This window comes from Cellulomonas hominis (genome assembly GCF_005239125.1).
In the GTDB taxonomy this organism is placed as follows: domain Bacteria; phylum Actinomycetota; class Actinomycetes; order Actinomycetales; family Cellulomonadaceae; genus Cellulomonas; species Cellulomonas hominis_A.
Genome location: NZ_SZYE01000082.1, coordinates 1 through 16,577 on the forward strand (window position 1 = coordinate 1; position 16,577 = coordinate 16,577).

Annotated in this window: 16 protein-coding genes and 1 pseudogene; 13 read left to right on the forward strand and 4 right to left on the reverse strand. The window is 74.8% G+C overall.

Features of this window, described 5'->3' with window-relative positions:
- Positions 1-101: 101 nt before the first annotated feature.
- The 10 genes from FA014_RS11135 (at position 102) to FA014_RS11180 (ending at position 9,229) form a co-directional block, all read left to right on the forward strand.
- The gene (locus tag FA014_RS11135) at positions 102-548 is read left to right on the forward strand and encodes a hypothetical protein (protein ID WP_154729754.1); all 447 of its coding nucleotides are present in this window, start codon (positions 102-104) and stop codon (positions 546-548) included.
- A gap of 1 nt (position 549) precedes the next feature.
- Complete coding sequence (locus FA014_RS11140; RefSeq protein ID WP_154729755.1) at positions 550-1,353, forward strand: hypothetical protein; 804 nt, start codon at positions 550-552, stop codon at positions 1,351-1,353.
- Positions 1,354-1,446: 93 nt separating this feature from the next.
- Positions 1,447-2,637, forward strand: coding sequence for a chorismate synthase (gene aroC / locus FA014_RS11145; protein ID WP_154729756.1), 1,191 nt, complete (start codon positions 1,447-1,449; stop codon positions 2,635-2,637).
- The gene (locus FA014_RS11150; protein ID WP_154729757.1) at positions 2,634-3,188 is read left to right on the forward strand and encodes a shikimate kinase; all 555 of its coding nucleotides are present in this window, start codon (positions 2,634-2,636) and stop codon (positions 3,186-3,188) included. The genes aroC and FA014_RS11150 overlap by 4 nt, the downstream gene beginning before the upstream one ends.
- Complete coding sequence (aroB, locus tag FA014_RS11155) at positions 3,185-4,306, forward strand: 3-dehydroquinate synthase (RefSeq protein ID WP_154729758.1); 1,122 nt, start codon at positions 3,185-3,187, stop codon at positions 4,304-4,306. The genes FA014_RS11150 and aroB overlap by 4 nt, the downstream gene beginning before the upstream one ends.
- An 86-nt stretch (positions 4,307-4,392) precedes the next feature.
- A complete protein-coding gene (locus tag FA014_RS11160; RefSeq protein WP_154729759.1) occupies positions 4,393-4,938 on the forward strand; it encodes a hypothetical protein in 546 nt (181 codons plus the stop codon).
- On the forward strand, positions 4,935-6,338 hold the full coding sequence (gene mgtE, locus FA014_RS11165) for a magnesium transporter (RefSeq protein ID WP_154729760.1): 1,404 nt from the start codon (positions 4,935-4,937) through the stop codon (positions 6,336-6,338). Before FA014_RS11160 ends, mgtE begins: the two co-directional genes overlap by 4 nt.
- Before the next feature lie 42 nt (positions 6,339-6,380).
- On the forward strand, positions 6,381-7,217 hold the full coding sequence (locus tag FA014_RS11170; RefSeq protein ID WP_230323071.1) for an IclR family transcriptional regulator: 837 nt from the start codon (positions 6,381-6,383) through the stop codon (positions 7,215-7,217).
- A gap of 238 nt (positions 7,218-7,455) precedes the next feature.
- The gene (gene eda / locus FA014_RS11175; RefSeq protein ID WP_154729761.1) at positions 7,456-8,094 is read left to right on the forward strand and encodes a bifunctional 4-hydroxy-2-oxoglutarate aldolase/2-dehydro-3-deoxy-phosphogluconate aldolase; all 639 of its coding nucleotides are present in this window, start codon (positions 7,456-7,458) and stop codon (positions 8,092-8,094) included.
- A 34-nt stretch (positions 8,095-8,128) separates the two neighbouring features.
- Positions 8,129-9,229 (forward strand): sugar kinase, encoded by a 1,101-nt coding sequence (locus FA014_RS11180; protein ID WP_154729762.1) that lies wholly within the window; start codon positions 8,129-8,131, stop codon positions 9,227-9,229.
- Positions 9,230-9,342: 113 nt separating this feature from the next.
- Here the strand turns inward: FA014_RS11180 and glpK are convergent, their stop codons facing one another.
- The 3 genes from glpK to FA014_RS11195 form a co-directional block, all read right to left on the reverse strand.
- A complete protein-coding gene (glpK, locus tag FA014_RS11185; protein ID WP_154729763.1) occupies positions 9,343-10,863 on the reverse strand; it encodes a glycerol kinase GlpK in 1,521 nt (506 codons plus the stop codon).
- Between the two features lie 185 nt (positions 10,864-11,048).
- Positions 11,049-11,795, reverse strand: a complete 747-nt coding sequence (locus FA014_RS11190; protein WP_230323072.1) for an MIP/aquaporin family protein — start codon at positions 11,793-11,795, stop codon at positions 11,049-11,051.
- Between the two features lie 100 nt (positions 11,796-11,895).
- Complete coding sequence (locus tag FA014_RS11195) at positions 11,896-13,713, reverse strand: glycerol-3-phosphate dehydrogenase/oxidase (RefSeq protein WP_154729764.1); 1,818 nt, start codon at positions 13,711-13,713, stop codon at positions 11,896-11,898.
- Positions 13,714-13,904: 191 nt separating this feature from the next.
- Here FA014_RS11195 and FA014_RS11200 point away from each other — a divergent pair, with 191 nt between their 5' ends.
- From FA014_RS11200 to FA014_RS11210, 3 genes are read left to right on the forward strand one after another with little or no spacing between them, the layout of a single operon-like run.
- Positions 13,905-14,894 (forward strand): sugar-binding transcriptional regulator, encoded by a 990-nt coding sequence (locus tag FA014_RS11200; RefSeq protein WP_154729765.1) that lies wholly within the window; start codon positions 13,905-13,907, stop codon positions 14,892-14,894.
- A 25-nt stretch (positions 14,895-14,919) separates the two neighbouring features.
- A complete protein-coding gene (locus FA014_RS11205) occupies positions 14,920-15,591 on the forward strand; it encodes a TetR/AcrR family transcriptional regulator (RefSeq protein ID WP_154729766.1) in 672 nt (223 codons plus the stop codon).
- Positions 15,592-15,647: 56 nt separating this feature from the next.
- Positions 15,648-16,220: an amino-acid N-acetyltransferase gene (locus FA014_RS11210; protein WP_154729767.1), complete on the forward strand. Its 573-nt coding sequence runs from the start codon at positions 15,648-15,650 to the stop codon at positions 16,218-16,220.
- Here FA014_RS11210 and FA014_RS21095 read toward each other — a convergent pair.
- A pseudogene (locus FA014_RS21095) lies at positions 16,217-16,577 on the reverse strand (hypothetical protein); the annotation flags it as partial. The gene FA014_RS11210 and the pseudogene FA014_RS21095 overlap by 4 nt on opposite strands.

Below are 16,577 nucleotides of genomic sequence, written 5' to 3' on the forward strand. Positions count from 1 at the left end.
GCGTGTCCTCGGCCGCCGCGAGCTCGGTCTCGGCTGCCGACCGGGCGAGAACCGCGGCGCCGTAGCCGAGGGCGACGACCGCCAGCACGACGACGAGTCCGATGGCGAGCCACCGCTTGACGACCGACGCGCGCGAAGCCGGGATGGCGACGGAGATCGCCTGGCGTTCCTACCTCGACGCGGTCTCCGCGGTGCTGCCCGCCGGGATGAGCATCGACGACTTCACGTTCACCGGTCCGTCACCGACCACTGCGGGTACCGCCTCCGCCGACCCCCTGCAGGGACTCAGCATCGGCACCCTGTCGCTCCAGCTGCGGTCGACCACCGCGCCGGTCACCTCCGACCTGCTGGACGCGTTGGACGCCCTTCCGGGCATCGACAGCCCGTGGGTCGCCTCGGTCGCCACGGCCGAGGAAGAGGGCACCACCTACTACGCGGTGTCTCTGAGCGCCGTGTTCAACGACGCGGCGCTCGCCGGCCGCTTCTCGGCGGACGCCCTTGCGACGACCGAGGGCGATGCCGCGGCGTCGACCGAAGGGGGCGAGTGACATGGGACGCTCCAAGACGAGCACCTGGGTCGGCGGCACCGTCGTCGTCGCGCTGCTGCTCCTGGTCGCAGGATGGTTCCTGCTCATCTCGCCGGTCATGGCGACGGCCAGCGAGACGCGCGCCACCGCCGAGGGCGTCGAAGCCGACAACGACATGGCGCGAGGCCGCATCGACGCGCTGAAGAAGCAGTTCGCCGAGCTCGACGCGAGCAAGGCCGATCTGGCCGATCTGCAGAAGCAGGTGCCCACGACGGGGCAGCTGGCCGCGTATCTGCGCCAGGTGGACGAGCAGGCGGTCGCCCACGGGGTCGCCGTCACCGGGGTCACCCCCAGCACGCCGGAGCTGTTCGCGCCGGCCGGCCCGCCGACCGCCGCGACCGAAGCCCCGGTCGCCGACGGGACAGCGGGCTCCACCGTGACGGACGGGACGGACGCTGCCACGGCGGACGGCGCCGCAGTCTCCTCGACGAACGCCGCCGCCGGCAGCGGTGCCCCGGTGGGCATGGTCGACGTGCCGATCACGATGACCGCTGTCGGCAGCTACGCGAACGTGGTCGCATGGGTCCAGTCGATGCAGGAGCAGACGGACCGCCTGCTGCTCGTCACCAGCGTGACCGGCACCGCGCAGGACGACGCGGCACCGGGCGGCGGCAAGCCCGCGACGAAGGTCGGCGACGTCGAGGTCACGATCACCGGCTATCTCTACGTGCTGCCGGGTGAGGACTCGATCCCCACCGTCACGCCGGAGGAGCAGGAGGCGCAGCTGCCCTCCGCCGATCCCAACCGCAACCCGCTGCTCGGCTGAACCCTCCGCGGCTCCCGCCGCACACCCCGCGCCCCGGCCCACGACGTGGACCGGGGCGCGGTCGTGTCCCCCCGACGTGGGAAGATCCCGTCCATGCTCCGTTGGTTGACGTCCGGTGAGTCGCACGGCCCCGCCCTGGTGGGCGTGCTCGAGGGTCTGCCCGCGGGTGTGCAGGTCGAGTCGGCCCACATCCGCGACGCGCTGGCGCGGCGCCGGCTCGGCTACGGCCGCGGCGCGCGCATGAAGTTCGAGCAGGACGAGGTCCGCATCCTCGGTGGCGTGCGCCTGGGGGAGTCGCAGGGCGGCCCGGTCGCGATCGAGATCGGCAACACCGAGTGGCCCAAGTGGGTCGACGTCATGTCGTCCGACCCGGTGGACGACCCGGAGAAGCTGAACCGCGCCCGCAACGCCCCGCTGACCCGGCCGCGTCCCGGGCACGCGGACCTGGTCGGCATGCGGAAGTACGCGTTCGACGACGCGCGTCCGGTGCTGGAGCGGGCCTCGGCGCGGGAGACGGCCGCCCGGGTGGCGCTCGGCACGGTCGCGGCGCGGTTCCTCGAGCAGGCCGCGGGCATCCGGCTGGTGTCGCACGTGGTCGGCATCGGCCCGGTCGCGGTCCCCGACGACGCGGCCCTGCCGACCCCGGACGACGTCGCGGCGCTGGACGCCGACCCGGTGCGCTGCTTCGACGCGCCGACCTCGGCGGCGATGGTCGCGGAGATCGACGAGTGCCACAAGGACGGCGACACCCTCGGCGGCGTCGTCGAGGTGCTGGTCTACGGCCTGCCGTCCGGGCTCGGCTCGTACGTGCACGCGGACCGGCGGCTCGACGCCCGCCTCGCCGGCGCGCTCATGGGCATCCAGGCGATCAAAGGCGTCGAGGTCGGCGACGGCTTCCGCACCGCGACCCGCCGCGGCTCGCAGGCGCACGACGAGATGGAGCGGGACGCCGACGGCGTGATCCGGCGGCGCAGCAACCGCGCGGGCGGACTCGAGGGCGGCATGACCAACGGCGAGGTGCTGCGCGTCCGCGCGGCGATGAAGCCGATCTCGACGGTGCCGCGCGCCCTCGACACGGTCGACACGTCGAGCGCCGAGCCCGCGAAGGCGCAGCACCAGCGCTCGGACGTGTGCGCGGTGCCGCCGGCGGCGGTCGTGGCCGAGGCGATGGTGGCGCTCGTCGTCGCGGACGCGCTGCTCGAGAAGACCGGCGGTGACTCGGTGGGCGAGGTGCGCCGGAACCTCGACGCGTACGTCGCGTCCGTCCCCGACCTGCTGCGATGAGCGCCCGCCCGCGGGTCGTCCTGATCGGCCCGCCCGGGTCGGGCAAGTCGACGGTGGCGCTGGCGCTGGCGGGGCGCTGGCAGCTCGCCGCCCGGGACACCGACGCGGACGTGGAGCGCACCGCCGGGAAGTCGGTCGCCGACGTGTTCGTGGAGGACGGCGAGCCGCGGTTCCGCGAGCTGGAGCACGAGGCGGTGCGCCGGGCGCTCGTCGAGCACGACGGGGTCCTGGCGCTCGGCGGCGGCGCGGTGCTGCACCCGCTGACGCAGGAGGAGCTGGCCGCGTACCGGTCGGCGGGGGGCGCGGTGGTGTTCCTCGACGTCAGCCTGCGGCACGCGGCGCCCCGTGTCGGGTTCAACCAGGCGCGGCCGCTGCTGCTCGGGAACCCGCGGGCGCGCTGGCAGCAGCTGATGGACGAGCGCCGGCCGGTGTACGAGCGGGTCGCCTCGCTCGTGGTGTCGACCGACGGGATCACGCCCGCCCAGGTGGCGGAGCGCATCGAGGAGGCGCTGGCGGACCAGCGCACGGACGGCCACGAGGCGGGACGATGAGCGTGCGCACGGTGCAGGTCACGGGCGACCAGCCGTACGAGGTGGTGATCGGGCGCAACCTGCTGGGCGAGCTGCCGCGGCTGCTCGGCGAGGGCGTCCGCAAGGTGCTGGTCATCCACCCGACGGCGCTGGCGGCGACCGCCGAGGCGGTGCGCGAGGACCTGACGGCCCAGGGGTACGAGACGCTGCTCGCCGAGGTGCCGGACGCGGAGCCGGCCAAGTCGGCGCAGGTGGCGTCGTTCTGCTGGCAGGTGCTCGGGCAGGCGGACTTCACGCGCAGCGACGCGATCGTGGGCCTCGGCGGCGGTGCGACCACCGACCTCGCGGGCTTCGTGGCGTCGACCTGGCTGCGCGGCGTCAAGGTCGTGCACGTGCCGACGACGCTGCTGGCGATGGTGGACGCGGCCGTCGGCGGCAAGACCGGCATCAACACCGTGGAGGGCAAGAACCTCGTCGGCACGTTCTTCCCGCCGGCCGGGGTGCTGTGCGACCTGGCGGCGCTGGAGAGCATGCCGAAGCACGACTACGTCGCCGGGCTGGGCGAGGTCGTGAAGTGCGGGTTCATCGCCGACCCGCGGATCCTCGAGCTGGTCGAGGCGCACGGTCCCGAGATCACCGACCCGGTCCGCGCGGCGGGGTCGGAGGTGCTCGCGGAGCTGGTCGAGCGCTCGGTCGCGGTGAAGGCACGCGTCGTGGGGGAGGACCTCAAGGAGGCGGGCCTGCGCGAGATCCTCAACTACGGCCACACGTTCGGCCACGCGATCGAGCACGTCGAGCGGTACTCCTGGCGGCACGGCGCCGCGGTGGCGGTCGGCATGGTGTACGTGGCCGAGCTCGCGCGGCTCGCGGGCCGGCTCGACGAGTCGGTCGTCGCCCGGCACCGGTCGATCCTCACGGGGCTCGGCCTGCCGACCTCGTACCGCGGGGACCGGTGGGACCAGCTGCACGCCGCCATGCGCCGGGACAAGAAGACCCGGGGCGACCTGCTGCGGTTCGTGGTGCTCGACGACGTCGCGCGACCGTCCCGGCTCGAGGGTCCCGACCCGTCGCTGCTGGTGGCCGCCTACGCGGAGATCTCGGAGGGCGCCGCCGCCCCGCGCGGGCTGTCGCTGGGCTGATCGTCCCCACAAGCCTGGTGGCTTGTTTGCAGTCATACAAGCCCAAGAGGTTGTAGGCGCACGTACCAGGTCCTACGCTGGACGCCATGTGGACGCTCACGGTGGACCAGGAGGGGAGCCGGCGCGTCGGCGACCGCGTGGAGGCCCTGCTCGAGGGGCTCGCGACCGCGTCGCCGCTCGTCGGTGCCGCGCCCGGCGCCGTGGTGCTGCCCTTCGAACGCACGGTGGGTGACGAGGTCCAGGCCGTCCTCGCCGACGCCGACCTGGTCGTCGCGCTGGCCCTGCACCTCGTGCGCACGGGCGGGTGGAGCATCGGGATCGGCGCCGGCGTCGTCGACACGCCGCTGCCCGCGTCCTCCCGGGCCGGGTCCGGCACCGCGTTCATCCACGCGCGCGAGGCCGTCGAGGCGGCGAAGTCCCGGCTGCGGAGCGTGCCGCTCGCCGTGCGCGGGCCGGACCCGGACCTGGCGGCCGAGGCGGAGGGCGTGCTGACGCTGCTGGGCTCCGTGGTCGCGCGCCGGACCGCCGCGGGCTGGTCGGTGGTCGACCGCCTGGCCGGCGGTGGGTGCGCGCGACCGTGCCGCGGGTGCGGGGGACGCCCGCCGCGGCCTCCCGCAAGGAGCGCGACATGACCCGCCACACCCCCGTCCTGCCCCGCCGTCCCGCCGACCAGCAGACGCCGCTCGACCTGCACGACGTCGTCGCCGTCGGCACCCACCGCGCCGTCGAGGTCTGGCTCGAGCAGACGCCCGACCCCCGGCTGCGGGCGGACCAGCTCGCCGACCTGTCCGACGCGCAGGTCCGCGCGCTCGTCGGCCTGCTCGACCCGACGACCGCCGACGACCTGCTCGGCACCCTCGACCCGCACGCCGCCGCCGAGGTGCTGCACGTCGTCCCGGCGCCGGTCGCGGCCGGCCTCGTGGACAGCCTCGACCCGGACGAGGCGGCCGAGCTCCTCCGCGCCCTGCCCGACGGCGAGCGCGCGGCGGTGCTCGGCGCGATGCGCGTCGCGCGGTCGGCCGTGGTGCGCGGGCTGCTCGCGTGGCCCGACGACTCCGCCGCCGCCCGGATGAACCCGGAGGTGGCGACCGTCCGGCCGACGATGACCGTCCGCGAGGCCGTCGACTCGCTCCGCGCCCAGCCCGAGGCCACCGCCGACAGCGCCGAGGTCTGGGTGACCGGCGTCCCCGCGGCCGAGGGCGGCGCCGCGCTCCTCGGCGTGGTGTCGTTCCGCGACCTGGTGCTGGCCGCCCCGGAGCTGCTGATCGCCGACCTCATGCGCGAGGACGTCGTCACCGTCGAGCCCACCGCCGACCAGGAGCGCGCCGCCCGCCTGCTCCAGGACCACCACCTCGCGGTGCTGCCCGTCGTGGCCGACGGGCAGCTGCTCGGTGTGCTCACCGGCGACGACGTGGCGGACATCGTCGAGGAGGAGGCGACCGAGGACGCCGTGCGCCAGGGCGGGGCCGCGCCGATGGACGTGCCCTACCTGCGGGCGTCGCCGCTGCTGCTGTGGCGCAAGCGGATCGTCTGGCTGCTCGTGCTGTTCGTGACCGCGACGATCACCAGCAGCGTCCTGCAGCACTACGAGGACGAGCTGGAGACGGTCATCGCGCTGACGCTGTTCGTGCCGCTGCTGATCGGCGCCGGCGGGAACGCCGGCACGCAGATCACCGCGACGGTCATCCGGGCGATGGCCACCGGCAGCGTCCGGCTGCGCGACGCCGGGCGCGTGGTGCGCAAGGAGCTCACCGCCGGGCTGCTCGCGGCGGTGACGATTGCCGTCGTCGGCTGGGTGCGGGCGTGGACGCTCGGCGTCGGGGGCGAGGTCGCGCTGACCGTCGCGGTGGCCGCCGGGGCGATCATCCTGTGGGCGTCGGTGATCGCGTCCCTGCTCCCGCTGCTGCTGCGCAGGGCCGGGCTGGACCCCGCCGTCGGGTCGGGTCCGCTCATCACGACCCTGGTCGACGGCACCGGGCTGGTCATCTACTTCACGGTGGCCCGGTGGTTCATCTCGGTGCTCGGGGGGTGACCCGGGGCGGTGCCGGGAGCGCGCGCCCGTAGGGTGGGCGCCGTGGCGGAGGAGACGGGCGGCGCGGTCGCGGGCGTGGGCGGTCCTGCCGGCCCGGCCCCGGCGGACCCGGCCACCCCCGCGGGCTCGCCGGTCGAGAGCGTCGACCGGGCGCTCCGGACGCTCGAGGCGGTCGCCGCCGCCGGTCCGGGCGGCGTCGGCCTCGCAGACCTGTCGGCGGCGCTGGGCGTGCACAAGACGACCGTGCACCGCTCGCTGGCGGCGCTCCGGCACCGCGACTACGTCGCCCAGGACCCGGCGTCGGGGCGGTACGGCCTCGGTCCGGCGGCGGTCGGGCTGGCCGACCGGTACTTCGCCGAGGACGACCTGCCCGCGCGGCTGCACGGCGCCCTGGTGGCCCTGTGCGCCGCGACCGACGAGCTCGTGCACCTCGGCGTGCTCAGCGGCGCGCAGGTCGTGTACCTGGACAAGGTCGAGCCGGAGCGCCCGGTGCGGGTGTGGTCCGCGGTCGGCCGGCGGAACTGGGCGGCGACCACCGCGCTCGGCCGGGCGATGCTCGCGTTCGGCGACACCCCGGCCGCGGCCCTCGACGGGTACGTGGCGGCCGTGCAGCCCGCGGGCCGGGTGGGCACGGCGCACGTGGCGGAGGAGCTCGCCGCCGCCCGGCACCGCGGCTACGCCGTCGAGGTCGAGGAGAACGAGCCCGGCATCGCGTGCCTGGGCGTGCCGCTGCTCCGCGGGGCGCGCCCGGTCGCGGCGCTCAGCGTGACGGCCCCGGCCGACCGGCTCACCGCGGGGCGCCGGGACGAGGTGCACGCCCTGGTGCGGGCGGTCGTGCCGCCGCTCCTCCCGCCCGGCCTGGCCCTCCCGCCCGCCTGACGCTCGCGCGCGACGCCCCCACGGGGTCGCGAGATCGGTGGTCTGGCTCGAGATCGGTGCTCACACGCACCGATCTCGGCGCGGACCACCGATCTCGGCGAGTCCGCAGCCGCCCGGCGCCACGGCGCCCGGCCCGCCGGGCGCGGTCGGGAGGCGTTGCCGACGCGAGCGGTCGTGTGCCACGATCGGTGCGCAGGGCGCAGCGGGCGTTGCACACAGCGGAACGAAGGAGTTCGACATGGCGGACGTGCTCGACCGGCTCGCGGCGCACCGGCTGGTGCCGGTGGTCGTCCTCGACGAGGCCGGCGACGCCGGCCCGCTCGCGGACGCCCTGGTCGGCGGCGGCCTGCCCGTCGCCGAGGTCACCTTCCGCACGGCCGCCGCGGCCGACGCGATCCGGGCGATCGCCGACCGGGGCGGCGACGTGCTGGTCGGCGCGGGCACGGTCGTCACCCCCGCGCAGGTCGACGCCGCGGTCGCCGCCGGCGCGCAGTACCTGGTGTCCCCGGGCACGTCCCGCGCCGTCGTCGAGCGCGCGCAGGAGCACGGCGTCCCGGTGCTGCCCGGCGCGGTCACCGCGACCGAGGTCCAGGCCGCGCTGGAGCTCGGGCTGGACACCGTGAAGTTCTTCCCCGCCGGCACCTCGGGCGGCAGCGCGGCCATCGCGGCGCTCGCGGCCCCGTTCGGCGGGGTGCGGTTCGTGCCGACCGGGGGCGTCGGTCCCGGCAACCTCGACCAGTACCTCGCGCTGCCGTGCGTCGCGGCGGTCGGCGGCTCGTGGATGGTGCCGCGCGACCGGGTGCGCGACGGCGACCTCGCGGGCGTGCGGACGCTCGTCGCCGACGCCGTCGCGCTCGCCACCCGCCTGCGCCCGTGACCCACCCACGACGAACGCCGCGAAGGAGCGTCCCGTGCCCCTGACCACCCGCCCCGCCGCCGAGGTCCGCTACGACGCCGTCTCCCTCGGCGAGGTGATGCTCCGCCTCGACCCGGGGGAGGGCCGCATCCGCACCGCCCGCCAGTTCCGCGCCTGGGAGGGCGGTGGCGAGTACAACGTCGCCCGCGGCCTGCGCCGCGCGTTCGGCCTCCGCACGGCGATCGTGACCGCGCTCGCGGACAACGAGGTCGGCCGCCTGGTGGAGGACCTGATCCTGCAGGGCGGCGTCGACACGTCGTTCCTGCGGTGGCTGCCCTACGACGGCATCGGCCGGGACGTCCGCAACGGCCTGAACTTCACCGAGCGCGGCTTCGGCGTCCGGGGCGCCGTGGGCGTCAGCGACCGCGGGCACACCGCGGCGTCGCAGCTCGCCCCCGGCGACGTCGACTGGGACCACCTGTTCGGCGGGCTCGGCGCCCGCTGGCTGCACACCGGCGGCATCTACGCGGCGCTGTCCGAGACGGCGGCCGAGACGGTGGTCGCCGCGGTGACCGCCGCGAAGCGGCACGGGACGGTCGTGTCCTACGACCTCAACTACCGGCCCAGCCTGTGGCGGTCGACCGGCGGCACGGCCCGGGCCCAGGAGGTCAACCGGGAGATCGCCCGGCACGTCGACGTGATGATCGGCAACGAGGAGGACTTCACCGCGGCGCTCGGCTTCGAGGTCGAGGGGGTCGACGAGCACCTGTCCGCGATCGAGGTCGACTCGTTCGCCGCGATGATCGACCGGGTGGCGGCGGAGTTCCCGCACCTCCAGGTCATCGCCACCACGCTGCGCACCGTCCGCAGCGCCACCGTCAACGACTGGGGCGCCATCGCGTGGTCCCGCGAGGAGGGCCTGGTCCGCGCCACGCACCGGCCGGGCCTGGAGATCCTGGACCGGGTCGGCGGCGGCGACTCGTTCGCCTCGGGCCTGGTCTACGGCCTGCTCGGCGGGCACCCGCTCGCGACCGCCGTCGAGTACGGCGCGGCGCACGGGGCGCTCGCCATGACCACCCCGGGCGACACCACGATGGCCTCGGAGGCCGAGGTGCTGAAGCTCGCGGGCGGCGGCTCGGCGCGCGTCGACCGCTGACGGACCGCCGCACGACGACGGCCCCGTTCCCCTCGTGACGAGGGGGACGGGGCCGTCGGCCGTGCCGGGGAGGCCCGGCGGACGGCTCGCGGTCGGCCCCGGGACGTCGGGCGTCAGCGCACGTCGTCGTCTACCCAGTCGAAGGTCTTCGTGACGGCCTTCTTCCACAGCCGGTACTGCCGGTCGCGCTCGCCGGACTCCAGGTTCGGGGTCCACCGGGCGCCCTCGGCCCAGTTGTCGATGACGTCCTGCTCGCCCTCCCAGTAGCCGACGGCGATGCCCGCGGCGTACGCGGCGCCGAGCGCGGTGGTCTCCGCGACCTGCGGCCGGACGACCGGCACGTCGAGGATGTCGGCCTGGAACTGCATGAGCAGGTTGTTGGCGGTCATGCCGCCGTCGACCTTGAGCTCCGTCAGGGCGACGCCGGAGTCCGCGTTCATGGCGTCCAGCACCTCGCGGGTCTGGAAGGCGGTGGCCTCCAGCGCGGCGCGGGCGATGTGGTTGCGGTTGACGTACCGGGTCAGGCCGACCAGGGCGCCGCGGGCGTCGGACCGCCAGTACGGGGCGAACAGGCCGGAGAACGCCGGGACGAAGTACGCGCCGCCGTTGTCGTCGACCTTCGAGGCCAGGTACTCGATGTCCGGGGCGTCCGCGAACATGCCCAGGTTGTCGCGCAGCCACTGCACGAGGGAGCCGGTGACGGCGATCGAGCCCTCGAGCGCGTACACCTGCGGCTTGTCGCCGATCTTGTAGGCGACGGTGGTGAGCAGGCCGTTCTTCGAGGGGACCGGCTCGGTGCCGGTGTTCAGCAGCATGAAGTTGCCGGTGCCGTACGTGTTCTTGGCCGTGCCGACCTCGAAGCACGCCTGGCCGAACGTCGCGGCCTGCTGGTCGCCGAGGATGCCGGCGATCGGCACGCCCGGGACGAGCCCGCCCTGGCGGCCGTGCCCGTAGACCTCGGAGGACGACCGGATCTCCGGGAGCATCGACAGCGGGATGCCCATCTCGGCCGCGATCTCCTCGTTCCAGGTGAGCGAGTCGACGTTCATGAGCATGGTGCGCGACGCGTTGGTGACGTCCGTGATGTGGATGCCGCCGTCGACGCCGCCGGTCATGTTCCACAGCACCCAGGAGTCGGTGTTGCCGAACGCGAGCTCGCCGCGCTCCGCCTTCTCGCGGGCACCCTCGACGTTGTCGAGGATCCACCGGATCTTCGGGCCGGAGAAGTAGGTCGCCAGCGGCAGGCCGACGCGGTCCTTGTAGCGCTCGGCGCCGCCGCCGAGGGCCGCGAGGTCGTCGCAGATCTTCTGGGTGCGGGTGTCCTGCCAGACGATCGCGTTGTAGACCGGCTGGCCGGTGGTGCGGTCCCACACCACGGCGGTCTCGCGCTGGTTGGTGATGCCGATCGCGGCGACGTCGGAGTAGGTCTTGTTGGCGCGGGAGAGCGCGAGGCCGACGACCTCGCGGGTGTTGGTCCAGATCTCGTTGGGGTCGTGCTCGACCCAGCCGGCGCGCGGGAAGATCTGCTGGTGCTCGGTCTGGCCGACGGAGACGATCTGGCCGCTGTGGTTGAAGAGGATCGCCCGGGTGGAGGTGGTGCCCTGGTCGATCGCCATGACGAGCTGCTCGGACATGAGACTTCCTTCGCGTCGGTCTGCCCCGCCCGGGGGCGGGTGGCGGCACCGCGGGGGCGGCGCTGCCGGGAACGGTGCGGCCTGCGGGGCCGCGACGTGCGTGCGACGGGGGCGTCGCGGGGTGCGCGGCCGGGGCGCCCGCCCCCGCAGGGGTGGGGGTGGGCGCCCCGGTCAGGGCGCGAGGGTCAGGCGACCCAGCCGATGGTCATGGCCAGCAGGCCACCGAGGATGCCGCCGACCGCGGGGCCGAGCACCGGCACCCAGGCGTACGACCAGTCGGACGAGCCCTTGCCGCGGATCGGGAGCAGGGCGTGCGCGAGGCGCGGGCCGAGGTCACGGGCCGGGTTGATGGCGTAACCGGTGGGGCCACCGAGGCTGGCGCCGATCGCGACCACGACCAGGGCGACGCCGAGCGGGCCGATCTGGGCGGGCGTGTTGCCGCTGATGACCACCCAGAAGACGAGGACGAACGTGCCGACGACCTCGGTCAGGAAGTTCCAGCCGTAGGAGCGGAGCTCCGGGCCGGTGGAGAACACCGCGAGCTTGATGGCGGGGTCCGCGTCCTGGTCGAAGTGCTTCTTGTAGGTCAGGTACGCGAGCGTCGAGCCGACCGCGGCGCCGGCGAACTGCGCCGCGATGTACAGGAACCCGTTGGCGGCGTTCACCTCGATGCCGGGGGCGAACTCGTCCTTGCCGGCGGCCCAGATGCCCAGCGTCACCGCCGGGTTCAGGTGCGCACCGGACTGGAACGCCACGTACACGCCGGTGAACACGGCGAGGCCCCAGCCGAAGTTGATCAGCAACCAGCCGCCGCCGAACCCCTTCGTCTTCGGCAGGATCACGTTGGCGACCACGCCTGCACCGAGGAGGAGCAGCACGGCGGTGCCGAGGAACTCGGAGAGGATGGCATCTCCGATCGAGATGGACTCCACAGTCGACCTCTTTCTGACGGACGTCGTTGTCTCGCAGGGTCCCGCCCGGTCGAGGACCGACCGGGCGGGGCGCGGCCGGGGGACCGCTAGGTGGTACTGATCATGTCCCTGCCGGACCGGCAGCGGCAGGGGTGCTGGGCGACGAACCCGGCTTGGTACCGGGGTGGACGGGGTCCGCGTCGAGCGGCAGCAGCGGCGCGAGGTCCTCGGCGAGGTCGCGCGCCGCCTGGGCGGCGGCGTCGTCGGGCTGCTCGGCGGCGGCGAACTCGGCCTGCGCACGCTGCCGGTACGCGTCGACCTCGCGGGCGCGGGTCGCGTCGTCCCAGCCCAGCCGGGGGGCGACGATGGCGGCGATCTCGTCCAGCGCGCCGAGGCCCTTGTCCGCGACCTCGTAGTTGAGGCGGGTGCGGTGCATGAGCACGTCGTCCAGGTGCAGGGCACCCTCGTGGGTGACGGCGTAGGCGATCTCGGCGCCGATGTACGCGGGGGCCTCGGCGAGCGGCTGGCCGAGCGTCGGCTCCTCGTCGACGATCTCGAGCAGCTCGCCCAGCAGGGAGCCGTACCGGTGCAGCAGGTGGTCCATCCGCCCGCGGTCCCAGCCGTACCGGCTGCCGATGTCCCGGGCCTGGCGCTGCAGGACCTCGAGGCCCTCGGCGCCGACCAGCGGCACCTTGTGCGTGATCGACGGCAGGGTCGTGGCGCGCGAGCCGATCGCGAAGTCCACCGCGTCCTTCGCCATGACGCGGTAGGTGGTGAGCTTGCCGCCCGCGATGACGGTCAGGCCGGGCGTCGGCGAGGCGACGGTGTGCTCGCGGGACACCTTGGCCGACGAGGTGCCCTCCTTGGTGCCGGGCTGCAGCAGCGGCCGCAGGCCGGCCCAGGTGCCGATGACGTCGTCGCGGGTGATCGGCCGGGACAGCACGGCGTTGGCGTGCTCGATGACGTAGTCGATGTCGGCGCTGGTGGCCACCGGGTGGGTGAGGTCCTGCTCCCAGGGGGTGTCCGTGGTGCCGATCACCCAGTAGCGGGACCAGGGGATGATGAACAGGACCGACTTCTCGGTCTGCAGGATCAGGCCCGTGTTGCCCGCGATCCGGTCGCGCGGCACGACGATGTGGATGCCCTTGGACGCGAGAACCCGCAGGCCGCCCTCGGTGCCGGCGAGCGACTCGGTCTGCTCGGTCCAGACGCCGGTGGCGTTGATGACGTGCCGGGCGCGGACCGTGAAGCGCTCGCCGGACTCGAGGTCGGCCAGCTCGGCGCCGGTGACCGCGCCGCCGGACGTGGTCGTCAGGCCGACGACCTGGGTGCGGGAGGCCGCGTGCGCGCCGTAGGAGACCGCCGTGCGGATCAGGGTCGAGACCAGGCGGGCGTCGTCGACGCTGGCGTCCCAGTACTGCACCGCGCCGACGGCGGCGTCGTGGCGCAGGTCGGGGAACTTGCGCTCCATGCCCTTGCGGGACAGGTGCTGGTGCAGCGGCATGGCGCGCTTGCGGCCGTTGACGCTGGCGAGCGTGTCGTACAGCGCCACGCCGGCGCCGACGTACGCGCGCTCCCAGACCCGGTTCTCCAGCGGGTAGAGGAACGGCACCGGCTTCACCAGGTGCGGGGCCAGGTCGCTGATCAGCAGGTCGCGCTCGGTGAGGGCCTCGCGCACCAGGTGGAAGTCGAGCATCTGCAGGTAGCGCAGGCCGCCGTGCACGAGCTTGCTCGACCGGCTGGACGTGCCGGAGGCCCAGTCCTGCGCGTCGATGACGGCGGTGGACAGGCCGCGGGTGACCGCGTCGAGGGCGATGCCGGCGCCGGTCACGCCGCCGCCGATGACGAGGACGTCGAGCTCCGGCCCGCCCTCCGTGGTCGCTCGCAGGGCCGCCAGCGCGTCGTCACGCAGGCGAGGGGTCAGTGCTGCGGTCCTCATGTCAGCTCCATCGCGGTCGTGCTCTCCCGGCCGTCGGTGCCCTGGTCGCGGGCGCTCGTGGCCCCGCGGACCGGGACCTCGGTCCTGTCTGTTCGCTATCGTCGTCACGTCGCGAACAGACGCGCAACCGCAGTGCACGAATGTGCAGGGACCGAGGTCCCGCATCCGGCCCGACGAGGAGGTCGCGGACGATGACCGACCGCGAGCAGGACGTGCTGCGCGCCGCGTCCATGTACTACCTGCAGGACGTCAAGATGGACGTGATCGCGCGCCACCTGCACACCTCGCGGTCGACCGTGTCGCGGCTGCTCAAGCGGGCCCGGGAGACGGGGCTCGTCGAGATCACGCTCCGGCCGTCCAGCACGCGCGCGCCCAGCCTGGGCCGCTCGATCTCCGCCGCGTTCGGCATCGACACCTACGTGGTGCCCGTCCCCGACTCCGGGGAGCCCGCGGACACCCTCGACCAGGTGGCCCGGGCGACCGCACGCCTGCTCGCCTCGTGGTTCGACTCCGACATGATCCTCGGCGTCGCCTGGGGCACGACGCTGGCGGCCGTCTCGCGCCGGCTGCCGCCCAAGGCCACGCACGGCAGCGTCGTCGTCCAGCTCAACGGCGCGGCCAACACCCGCACCTCGGGCATCGAGTACGCCAGCGACCTGATCGCCTCGTTCGGCAGCGCGTTCGGCGCGACCGTGCACCACTTCCCGGTCCCGGCGTTCTTCGACTACCCGGAGACGAAGCAGGCGATGTGGCGGGAGCGGTCCGTGCGCCGGGTGCTCGACGAGCAGGCCCGCGCCGACATCGCGCTGTTCTCCGTCGGCTCGGTGACGGGCTCGGTCCCGAGCCACGTCTACTCCGCCGGGTACCTGGACGACGACGACGTCGAGCTGCTGCACGAGCAGTCCGTCGTGGGCGACGTGTGCACGGTGTTCCTGCGCGCCGACGGGTCCTGGCAGGACGTGCCGCTGAACGCCCGTGCCACCGGGCCGTCGCCCGAGCAGCTCCGGCGGATCCCCCGGCGGCTGTGCGCGGTCGCCGGGGACAACAAGGCGGTGCCGCTGCTCGCCGCGCTGCGCGCCGGGACCATGACGGACCTCGTCGTCGACGAGCGGACGGCGGCCCGGCTGCTCGAGCTCGCGCGGAGCGGGGCCGGGGTGCGCGGGCGCGAAACGTCCCGGTGACGCGCGGCTGCTAGCGTCCGCGCGCATGACGGCCCCCACGCCCGACGCGGAGCGCCCCGCGACCCGGCCCGGGCGCCCGCGCGCCGCGGACGGCCGCGACACCCGCGGGGACGTGCTCGCCGCGGCCGCGGCGCTGTTCAGCAGCGTCGGGTACACGGCGACCTCCACCTACGCCATCGCCGAGCGCGCGGGCGTGAAGCAGGCGTCGATCTACCACCACTTCCGCGGCAAGGACGTCCTGCTGCGCACCCTGCTGCTCGACACGGTCCGCCCGTCGCTCGACCTGGCCGACGAGCTGCTCGACGCACCCGGCGACCCGGCCGCGCGGCTGTGGGCGCTGTGCGACGCCGACGCCCGGTGGCTGGCGGACGGGCCGGTCAACATCGGCGGGCTGATGCAGCTGCCGGAGGTCGAGGGCGAGGCGTTCGCGGAGTTCCGCGAGGAGCGGGCGCGGCTGCGCGGCCGGTACGACGCGCTGGTCGCGGCGGTGCTGGGGCGGCCGGAGTCGGTGCGGCCGGCGGAGGCGACGCTGGTGTTCGGCCTCGTCGAGACGGTGATCACCGCCCGGCGGTCCGGCGGGGACGCCGCCGCCCAGGACGTCGCGCCGCTGGTCGCCGACGCCGCCCTGCGGGTGCTCGGTCTGGACGCCGCGGCGCTGCGCCGGGCGCGCGCGGCGGCGGTCGAGCTGGTGCCGTGACGGGCCGGGCGTGGACCGGCGGGCGTCGTCGCTGGTGCGCGTCGTAGGTTGAGGGCGTGACCGACCCCGCCGCACCGTCGTCCCCCGCCGCACCGTCGTCCCCCGCCGCCCCGGCCCAGCCCCCGGCCCCCGCCTACCGGGTCCGACCCGCGCTCCCGGCGGACGTCCGCGGCATCCGCGACCTGGTGCAGCCGTACGCCGACGAGCGGATCCTGCTCGCCAAGGAGCTGGTCGGCTACTACGAGGCGATCCAGGAGTTCCAGGTCGCCGAGGCCCAGGACGGGACGCTGATCGGCTGCGGCGCCCTGCACGTGATGTGGCAGGACCTCGCCGAGATCCGCACGCTCGCCGTCGCGCGGCAGTGGCGGGGCCGCGGCGTCGGGCACGCGCTGCTCGAGGGCCTGACCGCCCGGGCCCAGGACCTCGGGCTGAGCCGGCTGTTCTGCCTGACGTTCGAGGTCGACTTCTTCGCGGCGCACGGCTGGGGCACGATCGCCGGCCCGGCGGTGCCGCCCGAGGTGTACGCCGAGCTGCTGCGGTCGCACGACGACGGGGTCGCGGAGTTCCTCGACCTGGCGCGGGTCAAGCCGAACACCCTCGGCAACACCCGGATGATCGTCGAGCTCTAGGCCCCGGCCGGGAGGCGGTAGCGCGGCAGCTCCGGGTCCTCGCCCGGGACGCGCTCGACGAGGCCGTCGACCAGGAGCCCCGCCAGGCAGCGCTCCCGCTGGGCGTCGTCCGGCCACACCGCCGCGACCGCGTCGGCCGGCGCGGGCTCCAGCGCCTCGCGCAGCAGCGCCATGATCCGCCCCCGCACCTGCCGGTCCGTGCCCGCCCACGCCTGCGTCCGGCGCCGGTGCGCGTGCACGTCGCCGGGCGCGCCGGCCAGCCGCCACGCGGTGGGCGGCCGCGTCGATGGAGCTCGGTGCGCTGGTGTGCACGGCCCGGTCGCCGCGGTGCGGGGCGTGCCCGGTGGCGGACCGCTG

Bases quoted from the DNA above. Each gene is read 5' to 3' on its own strand.
- FA014_RS11135 (WP_154729754.1), top strand. From the start codon at position 102: ATGGCGAGCCACCGCTTGACGACCGACGCGCGCGAAGCCGGGATGGCG.
- FA014_RS11140 (WP_154729755.1), top strand. From the start codon at position 550: ATGGGACGCTCCAAGACGAGCACCTGGGTCGGCGGCACCGTCGTCGTC.
- aroC (WP_154729756.1), top strand. From the start codon at position 1,447: ATGCTCCGTTGGTTGACGTCCGGTGAGTCGCACGGCCCCGCCCTGGTG.
- FA014_RS11150 (WP_154729757.1), top strand. From the start codon at position 2,634: ATGAGCGCCCGCCCGCGGGTCGTCCTGATCGGCCCGCCCGGGTCGGGC.
- aroB (WP_154729758.1), top strand. From the start codon at position 3,185: ATGAGCGTGCGCACGGTGCAGGTCACGGGCGACCAGCCGTACGAGGTG.
- FA014_RS11160 (WP_154729759.1), top strand. From the start codon at position 4,393: ATGTGGACGCTCACGGTGGACCAGGAGGGGAGCCGGCGCGTCGGCGAC.
- mgtE (WP_154729760.1), top strand. From the start codon at position 4,935: ATGACCCGCCACACCCCCGTCCTGCCCCGCCGTCCCGCCGACCAGCAG.
- eda (WP_154729761.1), top strand. From the start codon at position 7,456: ATGGCGGACGTGCTCGACCGGCTCGCGGCGCACCGGCTGGTGCCGGTG.
- glpK (WP_154729763.1), bottom strand. From the start codon at position 10,863: ATGTCCGAGCAGCTCGTCATGGCGATCGACCAGGGCACCACCTCCACC.
- FA014_RS11195 (WP_154729764.1), bottom strand. From the start codon at position 13,713: ATGAGGACCGCAGCACTGACCCCTCGCCTGCGTGACGACGCGCTGGCG.
- FA014_RS11200 (WP_154729765.1), top strand. From the start codon at position 13,905: ATGACCGACCGCGAGCAGGACGTGCTGCGCGCCGCGTCCATGTACTAC.
- FA014_RS11205 (WP_154729766.1), top strand. From the start codon at position 14,920: ATGACGGCCCCCACGCCCGACGCGGAGCGCCCCGCGACCCGGCCCGGG.